18 protein-coding genes and 1 tRNA gene are annotated in these 21695 nt (G+C 74.9%); 5 read left to right on the top strand and 14 right to left on the bottom strand.

Annotated elements, in window-relative coordinates; all coding sequences use genetic code 11:
- Window positions 1-126 precede the first annotated feature (126 nt).
- The gene (locus ACQP1P_RS44790) at window positions 127-1995 is read right to left on the bottom strand and encodes a CHASE3 domain-containing protein (RefSeq protein ID WP_433080999.1); all 1869 of its coding nucleotides are present in this window, start codon (window positions 1993-1995) and stop codon (window positions 127-129) included.
- Window positions 1996-2067: 72 nt separating this feature from the next.
- Between ACQP1P_RS44790 and ACQP1P_RS44785 the strand changes: the two genes are divergently transcribed.
- Window positions 2068-2739 (top strand): response regulator transcription factor, encoded by a 672-nt coding sequence (locus tag ACQP1P_RS44785; protein WP_433080997.1) that lies wholly within the window; start codon window positions 2068-2070, stop codon window positions 2737-2739.
- On the opposite strand, the gene ACQP1P_RS44780 is transcribed toward ACQP1P_RS44785, so the two are convergent.
- The 4 genes from ACQP1P_RS44780 to ACQP1P_RS44765 all read right to left on the bottom strand — a co-directional run bounded on the left by ACQP1P_RS44780 (window position 2699) and on the right by ACQP1P_RS44765 (window position 5794).
- Window positions 2699-3061, bottom strand: coding sequence for a response regulator (locus ACQP1P_RS44780; protein ID WP_433080995.1), 363 nt, complete (start codon window positions 3059-3061; stop codon window positions 2699-2701). The genes ACQP1P_RS44785 and ACQP1P_RS44780 overlap by 41 nt on opposite strands.
- A 280-nt stretch (window positions 3062-3341) precedes the next feature.
- On the bottom strand, window positions 3342-4271 hold the full coding sequence (locus ACQP1P_RS44775; protein WP_433080993.1) for a carbohydrate-binding protein: 930 nt from the start codon (window positions 4269-4271) through the stop codon (window positions 3342-3344).
- An 81-nt stretch (window positions 4272-4352) separates the two neighbouring features.
- On the bottom strand, window positions 4353-5102 hold the full coding sequence (locus tag ACQP1P_RS44770; protein WP_433080991.1) for a hypothetical protein: 750 nt from the start codon (window positions 5100-5102) through the stop codon (window positions 4353-4355).
- Window positions 5099-5794, bottom strand: coding sequence for an ABC transporter ATP-binding protein (locus ACQP1P_RS44765; protein WP_433080989.1), 696 nt, complete (start codon window positions 5792-5794; stop codon window positions 5099-5101). The genes ACQP1P_RS44770 and ACQP1P_RS44765 overlap by 4 nt, the downstream gene beginning before the upstream one ends.
- 88 nt (window positions 5795-5882) lie before the next feature.
- On the opposite strand from ACQP1P_RS44765, the gene ACQP1P_RS44760 reads away from it, so the two are divergent.
- Together ACQP1P_RS44760 and ACQP1P_RS44755 are read left to right on the top strand one after the other, a co-directional pair.
- On the top strand, window positions 5883-6938 hold the full coding sequence (locus ACQP1P_RS44760; protein WP_433080987.1) for a sensor histidine kinase: 1056 nt from the start codon (window positions 5883-5885) through the stop codon (window positions 6936-6938).
- Window positions 6935-7597 (top strand): response regulator transcription factor, encoded by a 663-nt coding sequence (locus ACQP1P_RS44755; RefSeq protein WP_433080985.1) that lies wholly within the window; start codon window positions 6935-6937, stop codon window positions 7595-7597. The genes ACQP1P_RS44760 and ACQP1P_RS44755 overlap by 4 nt, the downstream gene beginning before the upstream one ends.
- 63 nt (window positions 7598-7660) lie before the next feature.
- Here the strand turns inward: ACQP1P_RS44755 and ACQP1P_RS44750 are convergent, their stop codons facing one another.
- From ACQP1P_RS44750 to ACQP1P_RS44710, 9 genes are all read right to left on the bottom strand, one after another.
- Window positions 7661-8527 (bottom strand): diguanylate cyclase domain-containing protein, encoded by an 867-nt coding sequence (locus ACQP1P_RS44750; protein ID WP_433080983.1) that lies wholly within the window; start codon window positions 8525-8527, stop codon window positions 7661-7663.
- Window positions 8528-8686: 159 nt separating this feature from the next.
- Window positions 8687-10036, bottom strand: coding sequence for an FAD-binding oxidoreductase (locus tag ACQP1P_RS44745; protein ID WP_433080981.1), 1350 nt, complete (start codon window positions 10034-10036; stop codon window positions 8687-8689).
- A 27-nt stretch (window positions 10037-10063) separates the two neighbouring features.
- Complete coding sequence (locus tag ACQP1P_RS44740) at window positions 10064-13363, bottom strand: ATP-binding protein (protein WP_433080979.1); 3300 nt, start codon at window positions 13361-13363, stop codon at window positions 10064-10066.
- A 49-nt stretch (window positions 13364-13412) separates the two neighbouring features.
- Window positions 13413-14453, bottom strand: a complete 1041-nt coding sequence (locus ACQP1P_RS44735) for a hypothetical protein (RefSeq protein ID WP_433080977.1) — start codon at window positions 14451-14453, stop codon at window positions 13413-13415.
- A complete protein-coding gene (locus ACQP1P_RS44730) occupies window positions 14450-14938 on the bottom strand; it encodes a SigE family RNA polymerase sigma factor (RefSeq protein WP_433090392.1) in 489 nt (162 codons plus the stop codon). Before ACQP1P_RS44730 ends, ACQP1P_RS44735 begins: the two co-directional genes overlap by 4 nt.
- Before the next feature lie 61 nt (window positions 14939-14999).
- Window positions 15000-16436, bottom strand: coding sequence for a hypothetical protein (locus ACQP1P_RS44725; protein WP_433080975.1), 1437 nt, complete (start codon window positions 16434-16436; stop codon window positions 15000-15002).
- On the bottom strand, window positions 16433-17293 hold the full coding sequence (locus ACQP1P_RS44720) for an ABC transporter ATP-binding protein (protein ID WP_433080973.1): 861 nt from the start codon (window positions 17291-17293) through the stop codon (window positions 16433-16435). The genes ACQP1P_RS44725 and ACQP1P_RS44720 overlap by 4 nt, the downstream gene beginning before the upstream one ends.
- 4 nt (window positions 17294-17297) lie before the next feature.
- The gene (locus ACQP1P_RS44715; RefSeq protein WP_433080971.1) at window positions 17298-18344 is read right to left on the bottom strand and encodes a sensor histidine kinase; all 1047 of its coding nucleotides are present in this window, start codon (window positions 18342-18344) and stop codon (window positions 17298-17300) included.
- Complete coding sequence (locus ACQP1P_RS44710) at window positions 18341-18970, bottom strand: response regulator (RefSeq protein WP_433080969.1); 630 nt, start codon at window positions 18968-18970, stop codon at window positions 18341-18343. Before ACQP1P_RS44710 ends, ACQP1P_RS44715 begins: the two co-directional genes overlap by 4 nt.
- Window positions 18971-18996: 26 nt before the next feature.
- Between ACQP1P_RS44710 and nhaA the strand changes: the two genes are divergently transcribed.
- On the top strand, window positions 18997-20904 hold the full coding sequence (gene nhaA / locus ACQP1P_RS44705; RefSeq protein ID WP_433080967.1) for a Na+/H+ antiporter NhaA: 1908 nt from the start codon (window positions 18997-18999) through the stop codon (window positions 20902-20904).
- A gap of 315 nt (window positions 20905-21219) precedes the next feature.
- Window positions 21220-21292: transfer RNA gene (locus ACQP1P_RS44700), tRNA-Arg, on the top strand.
- The last annotated feature ends 403 nt before the right edge of the window (window positions 21293-21695 follow it).

The following is a 21695-nucleotide window of genomic DNA, read 5'->3' as shown; positions in this document are numbered from 1 at the left end:
GTTCAAGGGGGCGTGAATGACTGTTCCACCGTGCCTCCGGACGGTTGTCCGTTGCTTCGCGGCCAGCGGGGCTTCTGGCTTCTGGGTTTGGCGACCCCCGTATACCTGCTGGCTGCTATAGGCGCCTCAACCGCTTGCATCCCCCGTGAGGGGGATCGTGATGGACAGGCGGGTGCCGTTGCCGCGGCGGCTGGCGATCTGCATGCTGCCGCCCAGGGCCGCGACGCGGTCGCCCAGGCCGGTCAGGCCGGTGCCGGTCCCGGGGTGGGCGCCGCCCACCCCGTCGTCCTCGACGGACAGCGACAGCGACGCGTCCGTGGCCGACGCGGTCACCGAGATCAGCGTGGCGTGCGCGTGGCGGATCGCGTTGGTGAGGGCCTCGGCGACGACGTAGTACACCCCGATCTCCACCGAGGCGTCGAGCCGGGCCGGCAGCTCCAGCCGCACCTCCACCGGGACCGGGGAGCGGCGGGCCAGGGAGCGGATCGCCGGGCTCAGGCCGCCCGCGGACAGGATCGACGGGTGGATGCCGCGGGCCAGCTCGCGCAGCTCGTCGATGGCCTCGGCCAGGTCGCTGCCGATGCCGTGCAGGCGGTCCCGCAGCCCGCCGCCGACCTCGGTCTCCGTCGCGCGCAGGGCCAGCAAGAGGGCGATCAGCCGCTGCTGGGTGCCGTCGTGCAGGTCGCGCTCGATGCGCCGGCGGCTCTCGTCGGTCGCGGCCACCACGCGGGCGCGGGAGGCGGTCAGGTCGGCGCGTGCCTGGGAGTTGGCGATCGCGCTCGCCACCAGCTCGGTGAACTCGGCGGCCCGCTCGGCGTCGTGCTCCCGCAGCGGCGACGCGCACGTCGACAGGGCCTTCAGCACGCCCCAGGGCCGGTCGGCCACGATGACGGGGGCGCCGATCGCCGAGCGGATCGTCAGGTCGCCGAACTCGCGCCGCAGGAAGTCGGCGCTGTGTGAGCCGGAGAGGCGGATCGGGCGGCCGGAGCGCAGCACCTGGCTCGCCACCCCGTCGTCATTCAGGTGTACGCGGCCCAGGTCGACGCGGTGCGCGGGGTTCTGGCTCCAGCTCGCCACGATGGTGCCGCTGCCGTCGGGCTCGAAGCGCAGCAGGACTGTCGCGTCGGCGTCGAAGAGCTTGCCGGCCTCCTCGGTCACCGCGGCGAACAATTCCTCGGCGGGGCGGCCCCGGGCGGCGACGGTGGCCACCCGGCGCAGCGCCGCCTGCTCGGTCGCGACAGTGCCGAGCATCGTGCGGTTCTTGTCGAGGGCCGCGACCATCGCGTTGAACGTCCGCTGCAGCGCCCCGACCTCCACCGGGGCATCGGTCGCCACCCGTACCCCCAGGTCGCCCCCCGCCACCCGGTCGGCCGCGAGGACCATCCGGTGCAGCGGCCGCACGACCATGACCGCCAGCGAGCGGGTGAGGAGCGCGACCGCGAGCAGCGCCACCACGAACCCGGCGAGCCCGGCGACGAGCGCCTGCCGCCCGGCCCGGTCCGCGGCCGCGTGCATCCGGTCCACGCTCATCCGCTGGTTGTTGATGAAGTCGTCGAACTCGGTGCGCAGGGCGGCGATCTGTTGCTGGCCGTCCATGATCGACTGCGTGTCGATCTTCGCCGGCTCGCCCGACTGGTCGTCGGCGATCGCGGGGTCGGCGTACTTGTCGAGGTAGGCCGTGACGTCGCTGTTCAGGCGAGCCACCCGCGCGGCCTGGGCCGGGGTGTCCGACACCGACGAGGCGAGCTCCTGCTGCCGCAGGGGGATCTGCTGCTGAGCCTGGACCCAGGGCGCCAGCAGCGTCCGGTCGTGGGTGAGGGCGTAGCCGCGCCGCGCCGCCTCCACGTCGAGCACCAGGCGCTCCAGCGTGTTGCAGGCCGAGACCGCCCGCTCGGCCTGGCTGACGACCGCGACGGAGGCGCGCAGCTCGTACACCGACACGAGGATCATCGCGAACGCCGCCGTGATCAGCACGGTGAACAGGGCGCTGGTCACTGCGAGCCGGACGGTCAACCCCCCGCGCATGGGGAGGTGTTTACCCGGGATCGCGGGGATATGTTGGATTTGATGGCATCCGAGTCAGTTGTGATCGCGGACGACGACGTCCTGCTGCGCGAGGGGCTGGCGAGCCTGCTCGATCGGCAGGGGTTCGCCGTTACCGGGCTGGCCGACGACGGCCCGCACCTGCTGGAGCTGGTCGAGAAGCAGGCCCCCGACATCGCCGTCGTCGACATCCGCATGCCCCCGACGCACACGACGGAGGGGCTGGGCGCGGCCCGGGAGATCCGCCGCCGCTTCCCGTCGGTGGCGATCCTGGTGCTGTCCGCCTTCGTGGAGGTCGAGCACGCGATCGAGCTGCTGGCCAGCGGGGAGCGCATCGGCTACCTGCTGAAGAGCCGCGTCACCGATGTCGACGAGTTCGTGGAGACCCTGCGCCGTGTGCACGACGGCGGGACCGTCGTCGACCCCGCGGTGGTGCAGGAGCTGGTGGCCGCGCATCGCCGCCGCGACCCGCTGGGCGGCCTCAGCCCGCGCGAGCGGGAGGTGCTGGCCCTCATGGCCGAGGGGCGCTCGAACGCGGGCGTGGCCAAGGCGCTGTGGGTCACTGAGGGCACCATCGAGAAGCACGTCCGGTCGATCCTGACCAAGCTGGACCTGCCCGAGACGGACGAGACGCACCGTCGGGTGCTTGCCGTGCTCACGTTTCTCGAAGCGGCGTCTTCTGCAACAGGCGGCTGATCGCGCTGCCGGACAGCTGGTCCTTGGGCAGGTAGCCGATCGCGGGGCTCTCGGCGAGCAGTTCGGCCAGGTCGTCCGGGTCAAGGCTCGAGACCATGATCACGAAGCTGCGCCGGAGGCGGTGGGCCAGGTCGAAGCCGCTCTCCGCGCCCAGGCCGACGTCCACCAGTACGACATCCGGCTCGTGCTCCTCGACGGCGAGCAGCGCCTGGCGGATGTCCGAGGCGGTCGCGACGACCGCGATGCCCTGCGCCGTCAGAAGCCTCCGGGCGCTCACCCGGAAACGCTCCGAGTCGTCGACGATGACGCAGCGGATCGTCATGCGCTAACAATGACACCGATGCGGGTGGGGCTGCCTTGATGTTAACGGGAAAAAAGAGGCCCACCCGTGGCGGCGGGTGGGCCTCCGGCTCGGATTAGAACGTTCCCTCGGCTAGAACGTTCCCTCGGCTAGAACGTTCCTTGGGCGTCGCACTTGTAGCCCTGGTCGAGGCAATCCCGCACCCGCTGGGCGAGGGCATCGGGCTCCCAGGCGTTGAAGAAGTCGGCGTGCATCGAGTAGCCGTTGCCCGACGACAGCGCGATGCCGTTCGTGTCGGTGTTCAGCGGGTAGTGATGACGAAGGAGACCGACGGGATCGGCACCGGGTGGCTGGCCGGGCAGGCGCCGGTGTGGTCGGCGGTGGAGTTCGCGTTCGTCGACCGGTTGCCCAGGAACGTGTGGTCGTGCGAGGCGCCGGCCAGCCCGGGGAAGACGATCGGATCGTCCGAGGCGTGGTGGCTCACCGCGCAGGCGGCGTCGAACTCGGGCACCTTCACCGGGTTGTTGGTGATCGGCGCGGGCCGCCGGGCGAAGAACGCCGCGGTGTCGGCCTTCTGCTTGGCCGGGTCGACGCTGGGCCAGCCCGGGACCGCCGTCGGGCTCTGCGACGGCGACGACGGGGCCGAGGGCGAGCCCGGCATCGTCGCCGTCGGCGTGCGCTTGAACCGCAGCCAGTTGACGTTGACGAAGTCACCGGCCTGCGGGCTCTTGAGCAGCAGGAACACGGTCTGCCGGCCGGTGCGCCCGGTCGTACTCACCGCGGTCTTCGTGGTCCAGGTCTGCCAGCCGCCGGTGTACCCGACCGGGTAGCTCGCCAGCAGCTCGCCGTCGCGGGTGCCGGCCCGCAGCTCGATCGTGCCGCCCGTGCGGCTCGCCGCGGCGACCCGGACGCTCGCGGTGAGCGAGCCCGGGCCGCCGAGGTCGACGCCGTCGTACCGCATCCAGTCCCCGTCGGCGAGCCAGCCGACGTTCTTGCCGCCGCCGACGTCGCCGGTGTTCTCGGTGCGGGCCCCGCTCTGCGCGCTCCACGCCTCGGCCTGCACCGTGCCCGCGGTGTCGACCTGCTCGGCGCCGGCGGTCGTGGTGAGGATGAGGCTGGTCGCCGCGGCCCCCGCGATCGGCACCAGCAGCACGGCGAGCAGGGTCGGGCGCCGTTTCGGCGGGCGGCTCGGCGTCACCACGTACGGGTTGAGCCGGGGGTCGAGCGGCATGGCCAGACCGTATGCATGGGAGAGCGCTCTCTCAAGCTCCCTAAGTCGAAACTAAACCAGGTCTAAGGCGCTCCACTGCGATCATGCGTCCCGTCGGCGCAGGGTGACGTACCCGCCGGCCAGCGCGGCCGCCGTCCACAGCGCCATGATCGCGATGCCGCCCCACGGGCCGAACGCGCGGTCGTAGCCCGGCCCGTGCGGGTCGCCGAAGAAGTGCAGGGCCGCCGCGCCCGCCTGGTCGGGCAGGAACTGGGTGACCCTGCGCAGCCCCGGCACGTTGCCGAGCCCCTGCGAGCCGAGGAACAGCAGCGGCAGCAGCACGGCCAGCGCCGCCGTCGACCCGCGCAGCAGCTGGGCGACGCCCGCCGCGAACAGGGCGATGAGCACCAGGTAGAGCAGCGCCGCGGCGACCGTGCCCGGCACCCCGCCGGCGGTCAGCGCGGTGTGCCGCGGCCCGAGCCCGGCCTGCCCGGCCACCCAGGCGGCGGCGACGGTCGGCACCGAGACGGCCGCCGCGCACCCGGCCACCGCGGCGAGCTTGGCCAGGTAGTAGCGCCCGCGCCGGGGCACCGCGGCGAGCGTCGGGCGGATGGTGCCGGAGCCGTACTCCCCGCCGACCGCCAGCACCGCGAACACCACGAGCGCGAGCTGGGCCAGGCTGAGCGAGTAGAAGGTGGCGAACATCGCGTCGAAGTGCTCGGGCTCGGCCCCGCGCATGCCCCGCCCGACGAGGTAGGCGAGCCCGCCCCCGGCCACGACGGTCAGCGCCGGGGTCCAGACGGTCGAGCGCAGCGTGCGGATCTTCAGCCACTCGGCCGCGAAGGCGCTCATCGCGCCACCGCCCGCAGGAACGCCGCCTCCAGCGACGGGGCGCCGGCGACGAACTCGGCCACGGTCGCGTCCGCGACGAGCCGGCCGCGGTTGACGACCACGAGACGGTCGGCGGTGAGCGCGGTCTCGGCCATCAGGTGGCTGGAGATCAGCACGGTGCGGCCCTGCGCGGCGTAGCCGCGCAGCAGCTGCCGCAGCCAGTGCACGCCCTCGGGATCGAGCCCGTTGACCGGCTCGTCGAGCAGCAGGATCGGGGGATCCCCGAGCAGCGCCGCGGCCAGGGCGAGGCGCTGGGTCATCCCGAGCGAGAACCCCCGGGCCCGCCGCCGCGCGTCCCCGATCAGCCCGACGAGCTCCAGCACCTCCTCCACGCGCGCGTCCGGGATGCCGTTGCTGCGGGCCAGGTAGCGCAGGTGGTGCCGCGCGCGCCGGCCCGGGTGGGCGGACCGCCCCTCCAGCATCGCCCCGATGGTGCGCAGCGGCCGGTCCAGGGTGTCGTACGCCCTCCCGTCGACCAGCGCCCGCCCGCTCGAGGGCCGGTCGAGCCCGAGGATCATCCGCATGGTGGTGGACTTCCCGGCCCCGTTGGGCCCGAGAAAGCCCGTCACGCACCCCGGCCGGACGGTGAACGACAGCCCGTCGACGGCGACGGTCGGCCCGTAGCGCTTGGTCAGCTCTTCGACAACGATCACGCCCCGGACGCTAGGGCGGCCCGGCCGCGGCCACAGTCGCCGAAAGTCGTCCCGCCGCCGCGACGAACGTCGGCGGTAGCCTGCTGGCATGCGCCGCCATCTCGCGCCCGCGGGCATCGTCTGCGCCGACAGCCTGCTGCTCACCTACGCGCACCCCGGCGTCGTCCGGCCGTGGCTCCTGCCGGTCTGGGCGCTGCTCGTCGCCGGTGTCCTCGTGGTGGCCCGCCGCCGTCCGGGCCTCGCGTTCCTCCTCGCGCTCGGCCCGGCGCTGGTCACCGGCGGGGCCGGGGCGCTGCTGCCCTACACCGCCTACGGGGCCGGGAAGCGCTCGTCGCCCTGGCTGGCCACCGCGGTCGCCGGGTTCGTGGTGGTGGAGTCGTGGCGGGCGCCCGCGGTCGCGCCCGTGGTCGTCGCGGCCGTCGTCTTCGCGCTGCTGCCCCTGCTCGTCGGCGCCTACGTGGCCGAGCAGGCGCGGCGCGCGGCCGCGCTCGCCCGGCAGGAGCGGCTGCGGATCGCCCGCGACATGCACGACGCGCTCGGCCACCGGCTCAGCCTCGTGTCGATGCAGGCCGCGGCGCTGGAGGTGGGCGGGCTGCCCGCGGCGCAGCGGGAGGCGGTGCGCCGGCTGGCCGAGTCCGCCCGCGGGGCCGCCGGGGACCTGCACGACGTGCTCGGCGGGCTGCGGGCGGCGCCGGCCGGGCTGGCCGAGCTGGTCGAGCTCGTGGACCGGGCCCGGGCGGCGGGCGTGCCGGTCGAGCTGGTCAGCGCCGGCCGCGAGCGGGAGCTGCCCCCGGAGGCCTTCCGGCTGGTCCAGGAGGGGCTCACCAACGGCTGCAAGCACGCGCCGGGCGCGCCGATCACCGTGCGGGCCGAGTGGCAGGACGACGCGCTGCTGCTCTCGGTCGTCAACCCGGTGCCGCCCGGGACCGCGCCGGCTCCCGCGCGCGGGCTGGCGGGCCTGGCCGAGCGGGTGGAGCTCGCGGGCGGGCTGGTCGGGCACGGCGTCGGCGCCGGGGAGTTCCGGCTCTGGGCGGTCTTCCCCGCCGAGCCGGTGCGCCGCCCGCCCGCGCTGCTGGACCTGGTCCTCGCCGGCCTCATGTTCGGTCTCGTACCGCTCAGTCTGGTCATCGGCGTCGCGGGATGAGTCGTATTCGCGTGCTCGTCGCCGACGATGAGCCGCTGATGCTGGCGGGCATCCAGGCGGTGCTCGAGTCCGCGCCCGACCTGGAGATCGTCGCCGTGGCCGAGGAGGGGGCCGCGGCCGTGGCCGCGGCGGGGCGGGGCCCGGTGGACGTGGCGCTGCTCGACGTGCGAATGCCGCTGCTCGGAGGCCTCGACGCGGTGGACGCGATCCGGGCCGCGGCGCCCGGGGTGGCGATCGTGATGCTGACGTCGTTCGGGGACGAGCCGAGCGTGCTGCGGGCGCTGCGGCTGGGCGCGTCCGGCTACGTGCTGAAGACCTGCACGCCGGAGGAGCTGCTGCGCGCGGTGCGGGCCGCGCACGCCGGGGACGCGTACCTCTCGCCGCCGGTCGCCCGTCAGGTCATCGGCCTCATCGGGCCCGCGGGCGCGGCCGGGGCCGAGCGGCGCCGAGCCGCCGGGGACCGCCTGGCCCGGCTCAACCCGCGGGAGACCGACGTGCTGCGCCTGGTCGCGGAGGGGCTCTCCAACGCCGCCATCGGCACCCGGCTGCGGATGAGCGAGCCGAGCGTGAAGACGTACGTCAGCCGCGTGCTCACCAAGCTCGACTGCGCGAACCGCGTGCAGGCCACGATGCTCTTCCGCACGTCAGCCGGCGAGTAGCCCCGCGCGCACGCTCGTGTGCGGCGCGCTGGACCTGGACCTGGACCTGGAGCGGGCGGGCAGCTAAGCCTCAGCCAGCATCGTGGTCGACACCTCGATGCCGGCCCCGACCGTCACACGGCCGGCGCTGGTCGGGAACGGCCGGTCGAACGCGGCCCGCAGCTCGGCCGCGAGCCGCTGCGCCGCCCACGCGTCCGCGCCCGGCAGCAGCACCGCGAACTCGTCGCCGCCGAGCCGGGCCACCACCGCGCGGGCCGGGGCCGTGCGGGTCCCCGCGTAAGCGGCGTCGCGGAGCCGGTGCCCGACCGCGGTCAGCACCTCGTTGCCGACCGCGCCGCCGTGCAGGTCGTTGACGGCCCGGAAGTCGTCGAGGTCGACCACCAGCACCGCGTAGGGGCGCCCGTCGGCGGCGGCGGCGCTCAGGTGCTGCCAGAGCAGCGCGCGGTTGGGCAGGCCGGTGAGGGCGTCGTGGTAGGCCGCGTGGTGCAGCGACTCCTCGTGGACCCGCTGGGCGCTGATGTCCAGCAGCGTCCACACGGTGCCGGCCCCGCCCTCGACCGGCAGCGACTCGATGAGGATGTCGCTGGTGGAGCCGTCGGTGCGGGTGAGCCGCGCCTCGTAGGTGTCCCGGCCCTCGCGCGCCAGGTCGGCCAGGCGGAGCGGGCGCCCGTCGAACGTCTCGAGCGCCGGCTCGCCGCCGATCAGGTCCCGCGCGGCGGAGTTGGCCAGGACCACGGCGCCGTCCGGGCCGGTCACCAGCACGGGGGAGGGGAAGCGGCGCAGCACCGTGTGCAACAGGGCCGTCTGGGCCCGGTGCCGGTCCCGCGCCCGGCGCAGCAGGGCGTGCGCGGCGGTCCCGAGCAGCGCGACCACGGCCATCGACCCGGCGACCGGGAACGGGGTGAACGTGGCGGCGGCGACCGTGACCATGGCGATGGCTGTGACGGTGGCCGTGACTATGGCTGTGACTGTGGCTGTGGTCATGGCGAGCTTGACGCCCAGCGTCCACATCGGGTCCCGTCGAGCCATGCCCCCGACATCGGCCCGCACCCGGCCCGCAACAGTGCGGACCGGGTGCAAGCCGGGAGTTCAGCCCAGCAGCGGCTGGCCGCTGGAGAACACGTTCGCCGGATCGTAGGCGTGCTTCACCCGCAGCAGCCGGTCCCGGTCCGCGGCCGACCAGTTCGCCCGGATCGTCTCCGCGTCCGCGCCGCCCGAGAAGTTCAGCAGCCCGCCCGGGAACCGCTCGACCGCGAGCACCCGGTCGGTGGCCGCGTCCACCGCCGCCTCCAGGCCGGGCGCGCCGATGCCGATGACGAACAGCGAGTACGCCGCCCCGCGCCCGCTGACCGCGTTCGGCACGGCCGCCGGGCGCCCCAGGGCCCCGCCGAGCTGACGGATCTCGACCAGCGGCAGCGGTACGTCCACGCCCGCCCCGGCCGCCGCCAGCACGTGCTCGACCGTCTCGGCGGTGAGCTCGGCGAGCAGCACGCCGCGCTCGCGGCTCGGCATCGGGTCGACCGGGTCGCGGTGCACGGCGTCGACCGCCGGGTACGGCAGCATCGCCACGTCGTCGATGATCGCCGGGGCCGCCGCGCGCATCGGGGCCAGCAGCGCGTCGCCCGCCTCGGCCTCGCCCAGGAAGAAGACGCGCAGGTGCGCCACGTTCGCCCCGCGCAGCGGCGGGGGCAGGGCCGGCAGGTCGGGCAGCCGCAGCAGGGCCACCGACGTGCTCATCTCCTCCGGCAGGCCGGCCGACCACTCGCGGTACGCGTGCAGCACCTCGCCGGCGTGCTCCATCGGGAAGTAGATCCCGCCGCCGTAGAAGCCCGCCACCTCGACCAGGCCGAACTCGATCGCGGTGACGATGCCGAAGTTGCCCTTGCCGCCGCGAACCGCCCAGAACAGGTCGGCCTCGTGGTCGGCGTCGACGGTCCGCAGCGCGCCGTCGGCGGTGACGATCTCCACCGAGCGCACGTGGTCGGCGGCGAAGCCGAAGCGGCGCCCGAGCGGGCCGACGCCGCCGCCGAGGGTGTACCCGACCACGCCGACCTGCGTCGCCGAGCCGTTGAGCATGCCCAGCCCGTGCGGGGCGCCCGCCGCGTTCACCTCCACGCAGTGCACCCCGGCGGCGGCCCGCGCCGTGCGGGCCACCGGGTCGATGGTGAGCTCGGTCATCCGGTTCGTGGTGATCAGCACCCCGCCGCGGACCGGGCGGACGGCGCCGTGGCCGGTGGACTGCACCGCGACCGGGAGCCCGAGGGTGCCGGCCCAGCGCACCGTCTCGGCCACGTCCTGGGCGCAGGTGGCGCCGACGACGGCGAGCGGCTCGTGGACGGTGGCGACGTTCCAGGCCTGCTTTTCGGCCTCGTATCCTTCGTCGCCGGGAACAAAGACGGGCCCGGCGACCGCCGGGAGAGAAGTCAGAGCAGTGGTCATGGGCCTACGGTGCGCCCGGCCGGTTGGTCAGGACTTGGTGACGACTAGGGCCGCGACTTGAGCCTCGGAGACCTCGATGAGATGGGCGGCCCCCAGACGCCGGTGCGCCTCCAGGGCGGCCCGCGCGTGCCCGAGCGCCCGTTCGGGCTCGCCCAGCGCCGCGGCCAGCTCGGCCAGCGCGAAGTCGAACGTGCCCCAGGTGGTGCCGCCGGTGCCGAGCGGCGGGAAGCGCTCGGCGTAGGGCTCGATCTCGGCGTAGAGCTCGCGCGGGTCGGGCGTGCCCAGCCGGGCCGAGACCAGCGCCCACTGGAACATCACGAAGTCCCAGCACCAGAACTTCTCCCGGGCCGGCCCCCACCGCTCGACCAGTGCGCGGGCGCGGGCCTCGTCGCCCGACTCGCACGCGGCCAGCACCGCGGTCGGGCGCAGCAGCTGCAGGTGCGGCTCGTCCGCCCGGCGCACGAGCTCGTCGACCAGCTCGCCGGGGCGGCCCTGGAAGCGGCGGCTGGTGTAGAGCAGCGCGAGCCGGATCCACTGCGTCCCCCACAGGGTCGTGTGCTCCTGCAGCGCGAACGCCTCGTCGACCAGCCGCTCCCCGGCCACCCAGTCCCCGGCCAGCATCGCCCGGCCCGCCTGCGCGTAGCGCACCTGCGCGGCCAGCACCGGGGCGCGGATCCCCTCGGCGAGCCGGACGCAGTGGGCCAGGTCGGCGTCGAAGCCGGCCGCGTCCCCCGCGCTGACCTCGGTCATCATCCGCTGCAGCCGGGCCATGATCTCGGCCGTGCGCGGCAGGCCGGGGAGGGTCAGCAGCTCGTCGGCGCTCGCCCGGCGCTCCGCCAGCCGCTGCGGCACCAGGTTCGCGCACATCTGGTTGTTCAGCGTGCGGGCCAGCAGCTCGGGGTCGCCGAGGCCGCGGGCCAGCCGCACCGCCTCGGCCGCGTGGGCCTCGCCGAGATCGCGGTCGGGGTGGTGGTACAGCTCGACGGCGAGCGTGCCGAGCAGCACCGCCCGGCGCTCGACGTCGTGCGGGCCGAGCCGGTCCAGCTGGTCGCGCAGGGTGGCGATCATGCGTTCGTCGACGGTGAGGTACGGCCGCCAGGTCCACAGCGTCGCCCCGCCGAAGAGCGTCGCGGCGTCCATCGCCAGCCCGTCGTCGCCGATCTGCCGGGCCAGGGTCAGGGCCTCGTCGAGCACCGCCCGGGTGCCGTCGACGTCGCCGGCCGCCCGCCGGGCCGTGCCCAGCTGGACCAGCAGCCGGCATCGGGCCCGGGCCGCGCCCGGACGCGTCGGGTCCAGGGCGCCGAGGGCGGATTCGAGGTACCGCGCCGCCTCGTCGTACGCCAGCTGCGCCATCGCCAGCTCGGCGGCCCGGGTCGCATAGCGGACCGCCCGGTCGGCGACCCCGAGCCGCGCGGCCATCGTGAAGTGGTGCACCAGGAGCCCGAGCAGGTCCGGGTCGTCGGGCCGGTCGAACGCCTCGAGCGCCTCGCCGACGCGGCGGTGCAGGCGGGCCCGCTCCAGCCGGCTCAGCCCGCCGTAGACGGCGTCCCGGACGAGCGCGTGCGAGAAGCGGTAGTCCCAGCCGTCGGGCAGCTCGAGCAGCACGCCCGCCCCGACGGCCGGCTCCAGCCCGGCCATCACCACCTCGTCGGGCCGGTCGGTCGCGGCCGCCAGGAGGAGCAGGCCGACGTCGCGGCCGATGACGGCGGCGGTCTCCAGCAGCTCGCGGGTGGCCTCCGGCAGCCGCGACAGCCGCCGGGTGATCACGTCGCGGACGCTCTCCGGCACCCCGGACGCGGCGACCGCCTGGGCGTCGCCCCAGCCGTCGGGGTACTCGCTCTCCAGCAGCCGCAGCAGCTCCTGCAGGTAGAACGGGTTGCCGCCGGTCCGCTCCAGCAGCGCGTGCGCGACCGCGCCGGGGCGCTCGACGAACTCGGCGACGTCGCCCTCGGTCAGCGCGGCCAGCCGCAGCCGCTCCGCGCCGCGCTCGTTGGCCAGCAGCGCGAGGGTCTCCCGCAGCGCCGGGCCGGCGTCGGTCGTCTCGGGGCGCAGGGTGGCCAGGACCAGGATCGGCCGCTGCGGCAGCGCCGGCGCCAGGTGCGCGAGCAGCTGCAGCGACGAGGGATCGGCCACGTGCAGGTCGTCGATCACGATGAGCAGTGGGCCAGGGGCGCGGCGCAGCGCCTCGCCCACGGTCTCGTGCAGGTGGAACAGGGCCGTGGCCGGGTCGCGCTCGTGGGTCGTCGCCTTCCCGGCCAGCATGTCCTGGACCTCGGCGGTGCCCGGCAGCGTGCGCAGCACCTGCTGCCAGGGCCAGAAGGCGGGGGTCGCGCTCGCCTCGACGCAGCGGCTCCACGCGGTGGTGACGTCGGCGCCGGCCAGCTCCACGGCCCGCTCGGCGAGGCTGGTCTTGCCCAGCCCGGCCTCCCCGACGAGCAGCAGCACCCCGCCGTTGCCCTGGCGCGCCTGCTGGATGCGCGCCGCGATGCGCTGCTGCTCCGTCTGCCGCCCGACGAGCCGGGTCCGCCGCGGCTCCTGGTGGGGCGCCGGCCGGTGGGCCAGCTTCGGGTCCTGGCGCAGGATCGCCGACTCGAGCGCGCTCAGCTGCGGGCCGGGCGGCAGCCCCAGCTCCTCGTCGAGCACCGCCCGGGCGCGGCGGAACGCGGCGAGCGCGTCGGCCTGCCGGCCCTCGCGGTACAGGCCGAGCATGAGCTGGCCCCACGACCGCTCGCGGAACGGCCGGCGCTCCAGCAGCGCCTGGGCGTCGGCGATGGCCGCGGCCGTGCGCCCGGTGCCGAGCCGCACCTCGGCCAGGTCCTCCAGCGCGCCGTCGCGCAGCTCCTCGAGGCGGGCCACGGCGGCCGCGGCGAACGCCTCGTCGGCGAAGTCGGCCAGCGGTGCGCCCCGCCACTCCCGCAGCGCCGCGTTCAGCCCCTGCTCGGCCGCGGCGAGGTCGCCCTGCGCGAGGCGGGCCCGGGCGGTCTCGACCCCGGCGGCGAAGCGGGCGGCGTCGACCTGGTCGTCGTCGACGGCGAGCAGGTAGCCGGGGTCCCGCGTGAGCAGGACCGCCGGCGGCGTGCGCGGCGCCCGGTCGGGCTCGAGCACGCGGCGGAGCTGGGAGATGTACGCCTGGAGCGTCCCGGACGCGCTCGCGGGCGCGTCCCCGGTCCACAGCCCGTCGACGATCCGGTCCACGGACACGACCCGGCCGGGCTCGAGCAGCAGCATCGCGAGCACGGCGCGCTGCTTGCGCGCGCCGAGGTCGAGGGTGTCGCCGTCCGGAGTCGTAGCCTCCAGCGGGCCGAGAATCCGGAAGTCGAGCCGCACGGTCGCCACCATATCCGCGGCTGCGGCTCATGGAGATCGTCTTTCGGACTCACCGTGTCAGTGGGTCAACCGTTCCAGGGCTCGGCTGCAGGCTCGTCAGCATGTGCTGCAGGACCTCCTTCGGCATCCCGGACGTGCCGGCCTCGATCACGAAGGCCCGGCCGCCGACCTCGATCGTCGAGCCGTCGCGGCCGGACTGGAACGGGACGCCGCCGTAGGAGGCGTTGGGGTGCACGTCGCCGGGGGTGATCTCGGTGAGGTAGAAGGGGGAGCCGTCGTCGGCGGCGCCGAACGCGAAGCCCACGAGGCCGGTCCGGCCGGACCACTCCAGGCCGCAGCCCACCGTCTGGGTGTTCTCCGGGGCCCAGCCCAGGCGGAAGTCGGCCGCGCAGCGCAGCACGCGGTCGAGGCGGACCCAGCGCGCGATCTCCAGCAGGCCCCCGCGCGCGTTCGGGGCCGGCTTCGGGTCCGTCTGCCGGAACTCGAGGCGGGCGGTCGCCCAGATGCCGTCGATCGGTTGCCAGCGCAGCGCCGCCCAGCCGTCGCCCGTCTTCATCTCGCCCTGGCGGCCCGCCTCGGGCAGGGGCGCCACGGCGCCGTCGCCGGTCCAGAGATCCGGGGAGTCGCCCAGGCTCAGCCGATAGGTGTCGTAGCCGTTCGGTGACGTTCTGCCCCGGATCACGCGCAGCGACTCGAGTCCGGCCGCGGACGAGTACGAGAGGTGCAGGACGTCCGGGTCGGTCACGTCCAGGTGGATCTGCAAGGCGTCGCCCACCGGGGCGCCCGCCCGCAGCGAGCGCCCGGAGCCGGCCACCGGCGGGCGGGGCAGGTCGACGGCCGGGGAGGCGGAGGCGGACGGGCGGGGTGGGGTGCCGGCCGGCGCGGGCGGATGGGGGGCCCGGGGCAGCAGGGCGGTCGTGGCCAGGATCGCGGCCACCGTCGCGGCCGCGGCGCCGCCGACGAGCAGGCGGCGGTTGCGGCGGCGGCGCACGCCGTGGCGTACCGAAGCGGCCAGGAGCGACTCGATGTGCACCTCGCCGTCGGCGCGCGCGTGCAGCGCCGTGGCGAGGCGGGGGTCGAGATCGTTCACGGGAGGACCTCCTCGCGGTCGGCCAGCTGCCGGCGGAGGGTCGCCAGCGCGCGCATGGACTGGGAGCGCACGGTCGCCTGGGAGCAGCCCAGGATGCGGGCGATCGTGGCGTCGTCGAGATCCTCGTAGTAGCGCAGCACGATCGTGGCGCGCTGCTTCGGCGGCAGGTCGGCGATGAGCGCCCAGGCGGCCGAGCGCTCCGCGGCCTCCGCGCCGATGTCCGTGGCCGCCGCGAGGTCGCCGAACGCGTCCGTCGCCACCTCGGCCGAGGAGCGGCGGCGGCGCCAGGAGATATGGCGGTTGACGAGCATGCGGCGCACGTACACGTCGATGTCGTCGGCCCGGCTCACCCGGTCCCAGCGCACGTACGCGCGGCCGAGGACCTCCTGCACCAGGTCCTCGGCCAGGTGACGGTCGCGCACCAGCAGGCGGGCCAGGCGCACCAGGCGCTCGCCCCGCAACCGCACGTACTCCTCGAAGCCGATCACCGCGTCACCGCCCTCATACCCGGCACGACGCTGCGGCCGGGGAGGCCTGTTGCATCCGCTAGCGACGATCTTCCCGCACCATCGTCCAGGCCAGGGAGGCCGCGACGAAGACGGCCGCGGAGCCGGCCCAGAACAGCGGGCCCGGGCCGCCGTGCAGGATGCCCATGAAGTTCAGCGCGTCGAGGTCGTTGATCATCAGGTACCACAGCAGCGTGTAGACGGCCTGGAAGACCCTCGGCGCCCCGGTCAGCGTGCCCAGCAGCATCGCCAGCGCCGGGATGAAGAACGCTCCGGCGATCGTCGCCGGGCGCCCGATCGCGCCGAGCCCGAGGACGAGCGCCAGCAGCACGCCCGCGCCGTACTCGGCCAGCACCCGCCGTCGCGGTGACGGAAAGGCGCCCAGCAGCGCCGCGACCCCCGACAGCGCCGGCTGCGTGCCCAGCCGCGACCACAGCAGGATCGGCCACACCCACGCGACCGCGAGCGCGGCCCCGCGCGGCACCACGAAGACCGCCACGAACAGCGCGCCCGCGCCCAGCCACCACCACAGCGGCGCCCCCGCGACCAGGATGCGCGCCTCGCCGGCGAGCAGGCGCGGGAACGTGGGGCCGTACTCGGGGGCGGTGCGCGGCAAGCCCCGGTAGACGGTCCGCGGCTCGGGCCCGAACGAGCGGCCCGGGCGCGCGGGGCGGTCGAAGCGGTGGAACCACAGCGCGGGCAGCAGCGCGACGGCGAGGGCCACGAGCACGAGGGCCAGGCGGCCGCCGAGGAACGCGGGGGAGAGCCGCAGGCCGGGCCAGTCGAAGACCCTGAGCGGCTCCTCGACGTACATGAGCCCCAGCCCGACGTCCTGGGACGCCCCGGCGGGCAGGGTCACCGGCTGCAGCCCGATCCCGCCGAAGGGGGCCCGCGGGGACTGCCCGGCGATCGCGCCGACCATCCACACGAAGACCCACAGCACGTTGCCGACCCCGCCGCGCAGCACCGGTGTGGCCTCGAACAGCAGCGCCAGCGCGCTCGTGAGCAGCAGCATCGGCAGCGCGATGAGCAGGAACGGCAGCAGCAGGGCCACCGGGTCGACGGTCCGCGACTCGCCCCGCAGCAGCTGCAGGACGAGCGCGGTGGCGGCCAGCACCACGGTCATCGAGGCGAGCAGGGCGACGTTGCTCAGCAGCTTCGCCGCGAGGTACACCGGCGTGCGCATCGGCGAGGCCGCGATCAGCTGCCCGACGCCGGTGCGCTCGTCGCGGGACACGGCGTCGCGCACCAGGTAGAACCCGGCCAGCGTCAGCCACAGGGCGCTCGTCAACGCGGTCACCAGGCCGACGTACCCGCTGGTGTACCGCCCGCGGAAGCCCCCGATCACGAGGACCGACCAGTGCGCGTCGACGGCCGGCACCGCGAGCAGCCCCAGCCCGATGGCGGAGATCAGCATCAGCAGGTACGCCGGCCGCCGGACCCGCTCCCGGAAGTCGGCCGTCGCGGCCGCGATCACCGGTGCACCGCCCCGACGTAGGCGTCCTCGAGGTCGGGGGCGACCGGCACGGCCTCGGGCAGCGGGCGGTCCACGGCGAGGATCCGCAGCCGCACCCCCTGCGGCGTGCGCACCGCCCGGGTCGTGAGCAGCCGCTGCTGCAGCCCGGCGGCGTCGGCGGGCGGGACGGTCGCCTCCCACACGTGCCCGGCCACGCTGCGCAGCAGGTCCTCGGGCGCCCCGTCGAGGCGGATCCGGCCGCCCCGCACGACCGCGATGCGGGCCGCGACCGACTCGACGTCGCCGACGATGTGCGTGGACAGCAGCACCACCCGGGTGGCCGCGAGGTCGCTGAGCAGGTTGCGGAACCGCACCCGCTCCTCCGGGTCGAGCCCGGCGGTCGGCTCGTCGACGATGAGCACGCGGGGATCGCCGAGCAGCGTCTGCGCGATCCCCACGCGCCGCAGCATGCCGCCGCTGAAGCCGCCGAGGGCCCGCTTCGCCGCGTGGGTGAGGTTCACCAGCTCCAGCAGCTCGTCGATGCGGGCCCGCGCCGAGCGCGCGGAGAGGCCCTTGACCGCGGCGAGGTAGGTGAGGAACTCGACCGCGGACAGGTTCGGGTACACGCCGAAGTCCTGCGGCAGGTACCCGAGCGCGCGGCGCAGCGCGTCGGGGCGGGCGACCGCGTCCCGGCCCTCGAAGCGCACCTGCCCGGCGGTGGGCCGGGTGACCGTGGCGGCGATGCGCAGCAGCGAGGACTTGCCGGCCCCGTTCGGCCCGAGGAGCCCGATCAGGCCCGGCTCGAGCCGCAGCGTGAGCCCGTCGACGGCGCGCTTCTGTCCCCTGTAGACCTTCGTGATGTCGAGCAGTTCGAGCATGCCCTCAAGGCTGCTGGCGCCGCCGCTGCCGCACATCTGCCGAACGGGAGAGATCGGCGCGGACGACCCACTTGCCGTCTCGCGGTCCCGCGCTGAACGTCCCGCCCACGGCCTCGACTCGCTCGCGCAGCCCGTCGAGCCCGTGGCCACCGCTTGGCCGCGTCCCCGGTGTTCCGGACATGTCGGAGACCGCGGTCAGCAGGGCGTTCTCGTCCAGGGCTATGGCCACTTGGCCGTCGCCGTGTCGGCGCACGTTGGTCAGCGCCTCGATCACCACGTGGTAGGCCGCGGTGCCCGCCGCCTCGGACAGCTCGACGCCCGGGGCTATCGACAGCGTCGCCGCCGGGCCGAAGCGCGACACCACCCCCGGCAGGTCGGCCAGGCCGGGCGGGCGCGCGGGCGCGGCGTCGTCGCGCAGGGCGGCCACCATGTCGTCCATCGCCGCGAGCGCCCGCTGCCCCGCGGCCTCGATCCGCTCGTAGGAGTCCGCGGCCGGCGCGACCTGCGCCGCCTGCGCCTCGAGCACGATCCCGGTGACCTCGTGCGCCACGAGGTCGTGCAGGTCCCGGGCCAGCTCCAGCCGCTGCGAGCGCCGGGCCGCGCCCAGCGCGCGGGCGCGCCGCGCGTCCCCGGCCCGCAGGTGGAGCCCGAGCCCGGCGGCGGCCACGGCGCACGCGAACGCGGTGGCGACCACGAGCACGGATCCGTCGAGCCGGTGGTCGGGCTGGTGCAGGGTGACCCGCAGCGGCAGGACGGTGACGGCGAGCGCGGCCAGGGCCGCGACCCACCGGCCCGCCCGGGCGGTGCGGGTCACCAGGATGAGCAGCGGGGTGAACTCGAAGATGAACCAGAGCCCCGGCGGCTGGGGCGGGCCCCGATAGATCACGGTCACGGCGATCGAGACCGCGGCCGCCCAGAGCGCGAGGGCGGGGCGCACGGCCGCCGCCACGGCGAACATGGCCGCGACGCTCACGAGCACGCCGGCGGCCCGGGTGAACGGCAGCCCGCACAGCACCGGGACGATCAGCAGCAGCAGCCAGAGCGCCCTCACGGCGCGACGACCCCGTGGTTCCAGGCCCAGACCGCGATGCCCACCCGGTTGCGGACCCCGAGCTTGCGCTGGACCGCGGCGACGTGCGTCTTCACGGTGCCGGCCGAAATGAACAGCTCCGCGCCGATCTCGGCGTTGGTGCGGCCCGCCCCGACGTGCGCGGCGATCTCCAGCTCGCGCTCGGTCAGCGGCTCCGGCGACTCCGGGCGCGGGCCGGACAGGTGCCGCAGCAGCTTGACGGTGACCGCGGGGCTGATCAGGCTCTCGCCGGAGACGGCGGCCCGGACGGCCTCGGTGAGCAGGGCCGGGCCGGAGCGCTTGAGCAGGAAGCCGGCCGCCCCGTTGCGCAGGGCCGCGTACACGTACTCGTCGAGGTCGAACGTCGTCACGACCACGACCCGGGTGGGGCCGCCGGCCAGCTCGCGGGTGAGGGTGAGCCCGTCCATGCGGGGCATCCGGATGTCGACCAGTGCCACGTCGGGCCGCGCCGTGCGCACCAGCTCGAGCGCCTCGACCCCGTCGGCGGCCTCGCCCACGACCTCGATGTCGCCCGCGGCCCCGAGGATGCGCCGCAGCCCGTCGCGCACCATCGCCTGGTCGTCGGCGATCACCACCCGAATGCTCACGATCGCTGAGCCTAGACTTTGCCGATATGGCCGACCCGTCGTCCGAAGGCGGCAAGTCGCTCTGGCGCCGCGACATCGCCGCACCGCTGCGCAGCTTCATCGCGACCGAGTCCGGCAGCGCGGGAGTGCTCGTCGCCGCCATCGTCGCCGCGCTGGTCTGGGCCAACGTCGACGCGGACGGGTACGAGCGGATCTGGCGCACCCAACTCGCGCTCAAGGTCGGCGGCTGGGAGCTCGCCCACGATCTGCGGACCTGGGTCAACAGCGGGCTCATGACGCTGTTCTTCCTGGTCGTGGGCCTGGAGGCGCGGCGCGAGCTGGACCTGGGCGACCTGCGCGACCGGCGCCGCTTCCTGCTGCCGTTCGCGGCCGGGGTCGCCGGCATGGTGCTGCCGGTCGGCATCTACCTCGCGGTCAACGCCCGCGGCGCGGGCGCGCACGGCTGGGGCGTGGCGATGTCGACCGACACCGCGCTGGCGCTGGGCCTGCTGGCGCTGGTCGGCCGGGGCGTGCCCGAGCAGGCCCGGGTCTTCCTGCTGACCGTGTTCGTCGTCGACGACCTCGTCGCGCTGATCGTCATCGCCGTGGCGTACTCCGAGCACATCGCGGCGATGCCCCTGCTCCTGGCCCTGGTGGTGTTCGGTGCGCTGCTCGGCCTGCGCGCCCTCGGGGTGCGTTCGGGGGCCGTCTACGCGCCGTTCTGCATCGTGCTGTGGTACCTCCTGCTGCGCTCCGGCGTCGACCCGGTCGTCGCCGGCCTGGCCATCGGCCTCACCGCGACCGCGTACACCCCGGCCCGGGGCGCCCTGGAGGCGGCGAGCGGGCTGTTCAAGCTCTTCCGCGAGCAGCCGACGGCGGAGCTGGCCCGCTCGGCGTCGGTGGGCCTGACGCGCACGCTGTCGCCGAACGACCGCCTCCAGCGGATGTACCACCCGTGGAGCAGCTACGTCATCGTCCCGCTCTTCGGCCTGGCCAACGCCGGCATCCCGGTCGACGGGGCGTTCCTGGTGAAGGCGTTCACCTCGCCGGTGACGCTCGGCGTGCTCGCCGGCTACGTGCTCGGCAAGCCGGTCGCCGTGGTCGGCACGTCGTGGCTGGTCACGCGCCTGTCGGGCGGCCGGGTGCGGCCCGGCGCCGGGTGGGCGGCGGTGCTCGGCAGCGGCACGATCGCGGGCATCGGCTTCACGGTGTCGCTGCTGATCGCCAGCCTGGCGTTCACGGGCGACGCGCTCGCCGAGGCGAAGCTGGGCGTCCTCGCGGCGGCGGTGCTCGCGTCGCTGCTCACCTGGATCGTGTACCGCGTGACGGCGCTCATGCCCAAGCACCGCCGGGCCCGGGCCCTGCTCGGCGAGGCCGAGGTGCTCGTGGACCTCATCCCGCCGGTGGACGTGAGCGTCGACCACGTGCGCGGGGCGGCCGGCGCGTCCGTGACGATCGTGGAGTACGGCGACTTCCAGTGCCCGTACTGCGGCCAGGCCGAGCCCGTGGTGCGCGAACTGCTCTCGGACGCCGACCTGCGGTACGTGTGGCGGCACCTGCCCCTGACCGACGTGCACCCGCAGGCCCAGCTGGCGGCCGAGGCGTCCGAGGCGGCCGCCGCGCAGGGCGCCTTCTGGCCCATGCACGACCTGCTGCTCGACCACCAGGACGAGCTCCGGCCGACGGCACTGGTGGCGTACGCCGAGCAGCTCGGCCTGGACCGCGAGCGCTTCCACAAGGACCTCGTGCGCCACGCGCACACGGGCCGCATCGCGCAGGACGTCGAGTCCGCCGACCTGAGCGGCGTCGGCGGCACACCCACGTTCTTCATCAACGGCCAGCGCCACTACGGCGCCTACGACCTGGCCACCCTCACGGAGGCGGTGAAGGTGGCCCGGGCCCGTGCCCTCATCGGCACGTCCGCACGCATGCCGTCGAACCGCTCTGACCGTTAGGCACCGTGCGCCCGTCATCGGCTGGATCCGCGAGGTCGCGGCGGCCGCTGTTCAAGACCGTGGCCACCTCGTCGACGGGCAGACCGTGCGCCCGTCATCGGCTGGATCCGCGAGGTCGCGGCGGCCGCTGTTCAAGATCGTGGCCACCTCGTCGACGGGCAGGTCGTAGATCCCGCGCCGGTTCCTCGACGTACTCGTCCCGCACCTGTTCGGGCCGACGGTCGGGCTGAAACGAGGGGGTACGTGACAAGGTTGCACGGATACGCGATTTCGGTCGATGCCATGGTTCCCCTAGACTCGGAGCAGCAGCACAACGGCCTCGTAGCTCAGGGGATAGAGCACCGCTCTCCTAAAGCGGGTGTCGCGCGTTCGATTCGCGCCGGGGCCACCTCTTCGGCGGCCCCTGCTTCGCGGCGGGGGCCGCTTGCCGGGGGCTTCGGTGGGGCTTCGCGCTCGCTTCGCTCGCTCCCCAGCGGGGGCTTCGCCCACCCGCACCCCCCCTTGGCTGGCGTTCGCGGTGTTGGGGGTGATCGCGCCAGGGCCCGCTTTGCGGGTTTGCGCTCGCTCCGCTTGCGCCCCGGCGGGGGCTTCGCCCCATCCGCACCCCTCGGGGCCGGCGTTCGCGCCAGGCCCGCTTGGGGTTTCCGGAGCTCGCTTCTTTGTGCCCCGGGGAAGGCGGTGACAGGGTCTGTTGGCAGTGCTGTCTGTGCTGGTCGCGGCCTTGATCGAAAAGTCGGACACTCCGTGCCACGACTTTTCGGACATATGACCTGTCGGGGTATAAATGCGAT

It is taken from the genome of Dactylosporangium sp. CA-052675 (assembly GCF_050947935.1).
In the GTDB taxonomy this organism is placed as follows: domain Bacteria; phylum Actinomycetota; class Actinomycetes; order Mycobacteriales; family Micromonosporaceae; genus Dactylosporangium.
Note: the sequence above shows the minus strand (reverse complement) of the source record. Positions and strands in the feature narration are given on the sequence as shown.

Bases quoted from the DNA above. Each gene is read 5' to 3' on its own strand.
- ACQP1P_RS44750 (WP_433080983.1), bottom strand. From the start codon at position 8,527: ATGGTCACGGTCGCCGCCGCCACGTTCACCCCGTTCCCGGTCGCCGGG.
- ACQP1P_RS44780 (WP_433080995.1), bottom strand. From the start codon at position 3,061: ATGACGATCCGCTGCGTCATCGTCGACGACTCGGAGCGTTTCCGGGTG.
- ACQP1P_RS44755 (WP_433080985.1), top strand. From the start codon at position 6,935: ATGAGTCGTATTCGCGTGCTCGTCGCCGACGATGAGCCGCTGATGCTG.
- nhaA (WP_433080967.1), top strand. From the start codon at position 18,997: ATGGCCGACCCGTCGTCCGAAGGCGGCAAGTCGCTCTGGCGCCGCGAC.
- ACQP1P_RS44775 (WP_433080993.1), bottom strand. From the start codon at position 4,271: ATGCCGCTCGACCCCCGGCTCAACCCGTACGTGGTGACGCCGAGCCGC.
- ACQP1P_RS44745 (WP_433080981.1), bottom strand. From the start codon at position 10,036: ATGACCACTGCTCTGACTTCTCTCCCGGCGGTCGCCGGGCCCGTCTTT.
- ACQP1P_RS44785 (WP_433080997.1), top strand. From the start codon at position 2,068: ATGGCATCCGAGTCAGTTGTGATCGCGGACGACGACGTCCTGCTGCGC.
- ACQP1P_RS44760 (WP_433080987.1), top strand. From the start codon at position 5,883: ATGCGCCGCCATCTCGCGCCCGCGGGCATCGTCTGCGCCGACAGCCTG.
- ACQP1P_RS44770 (WP_433080991.1), bottom strand. From the start codon at position 5,102: ATGAGCGCCTTCGCGGCCGAGTGGCTGAAGATCCGCACGCTGCGCTCG.
- ACQP1P_RS44720 (WP_433080973.1), bottom strand. From the start codon at position 17,293: ATGCTCGAACTGCTCGACATCACGAAGGTCTACAGGGGACAGAAGCGC.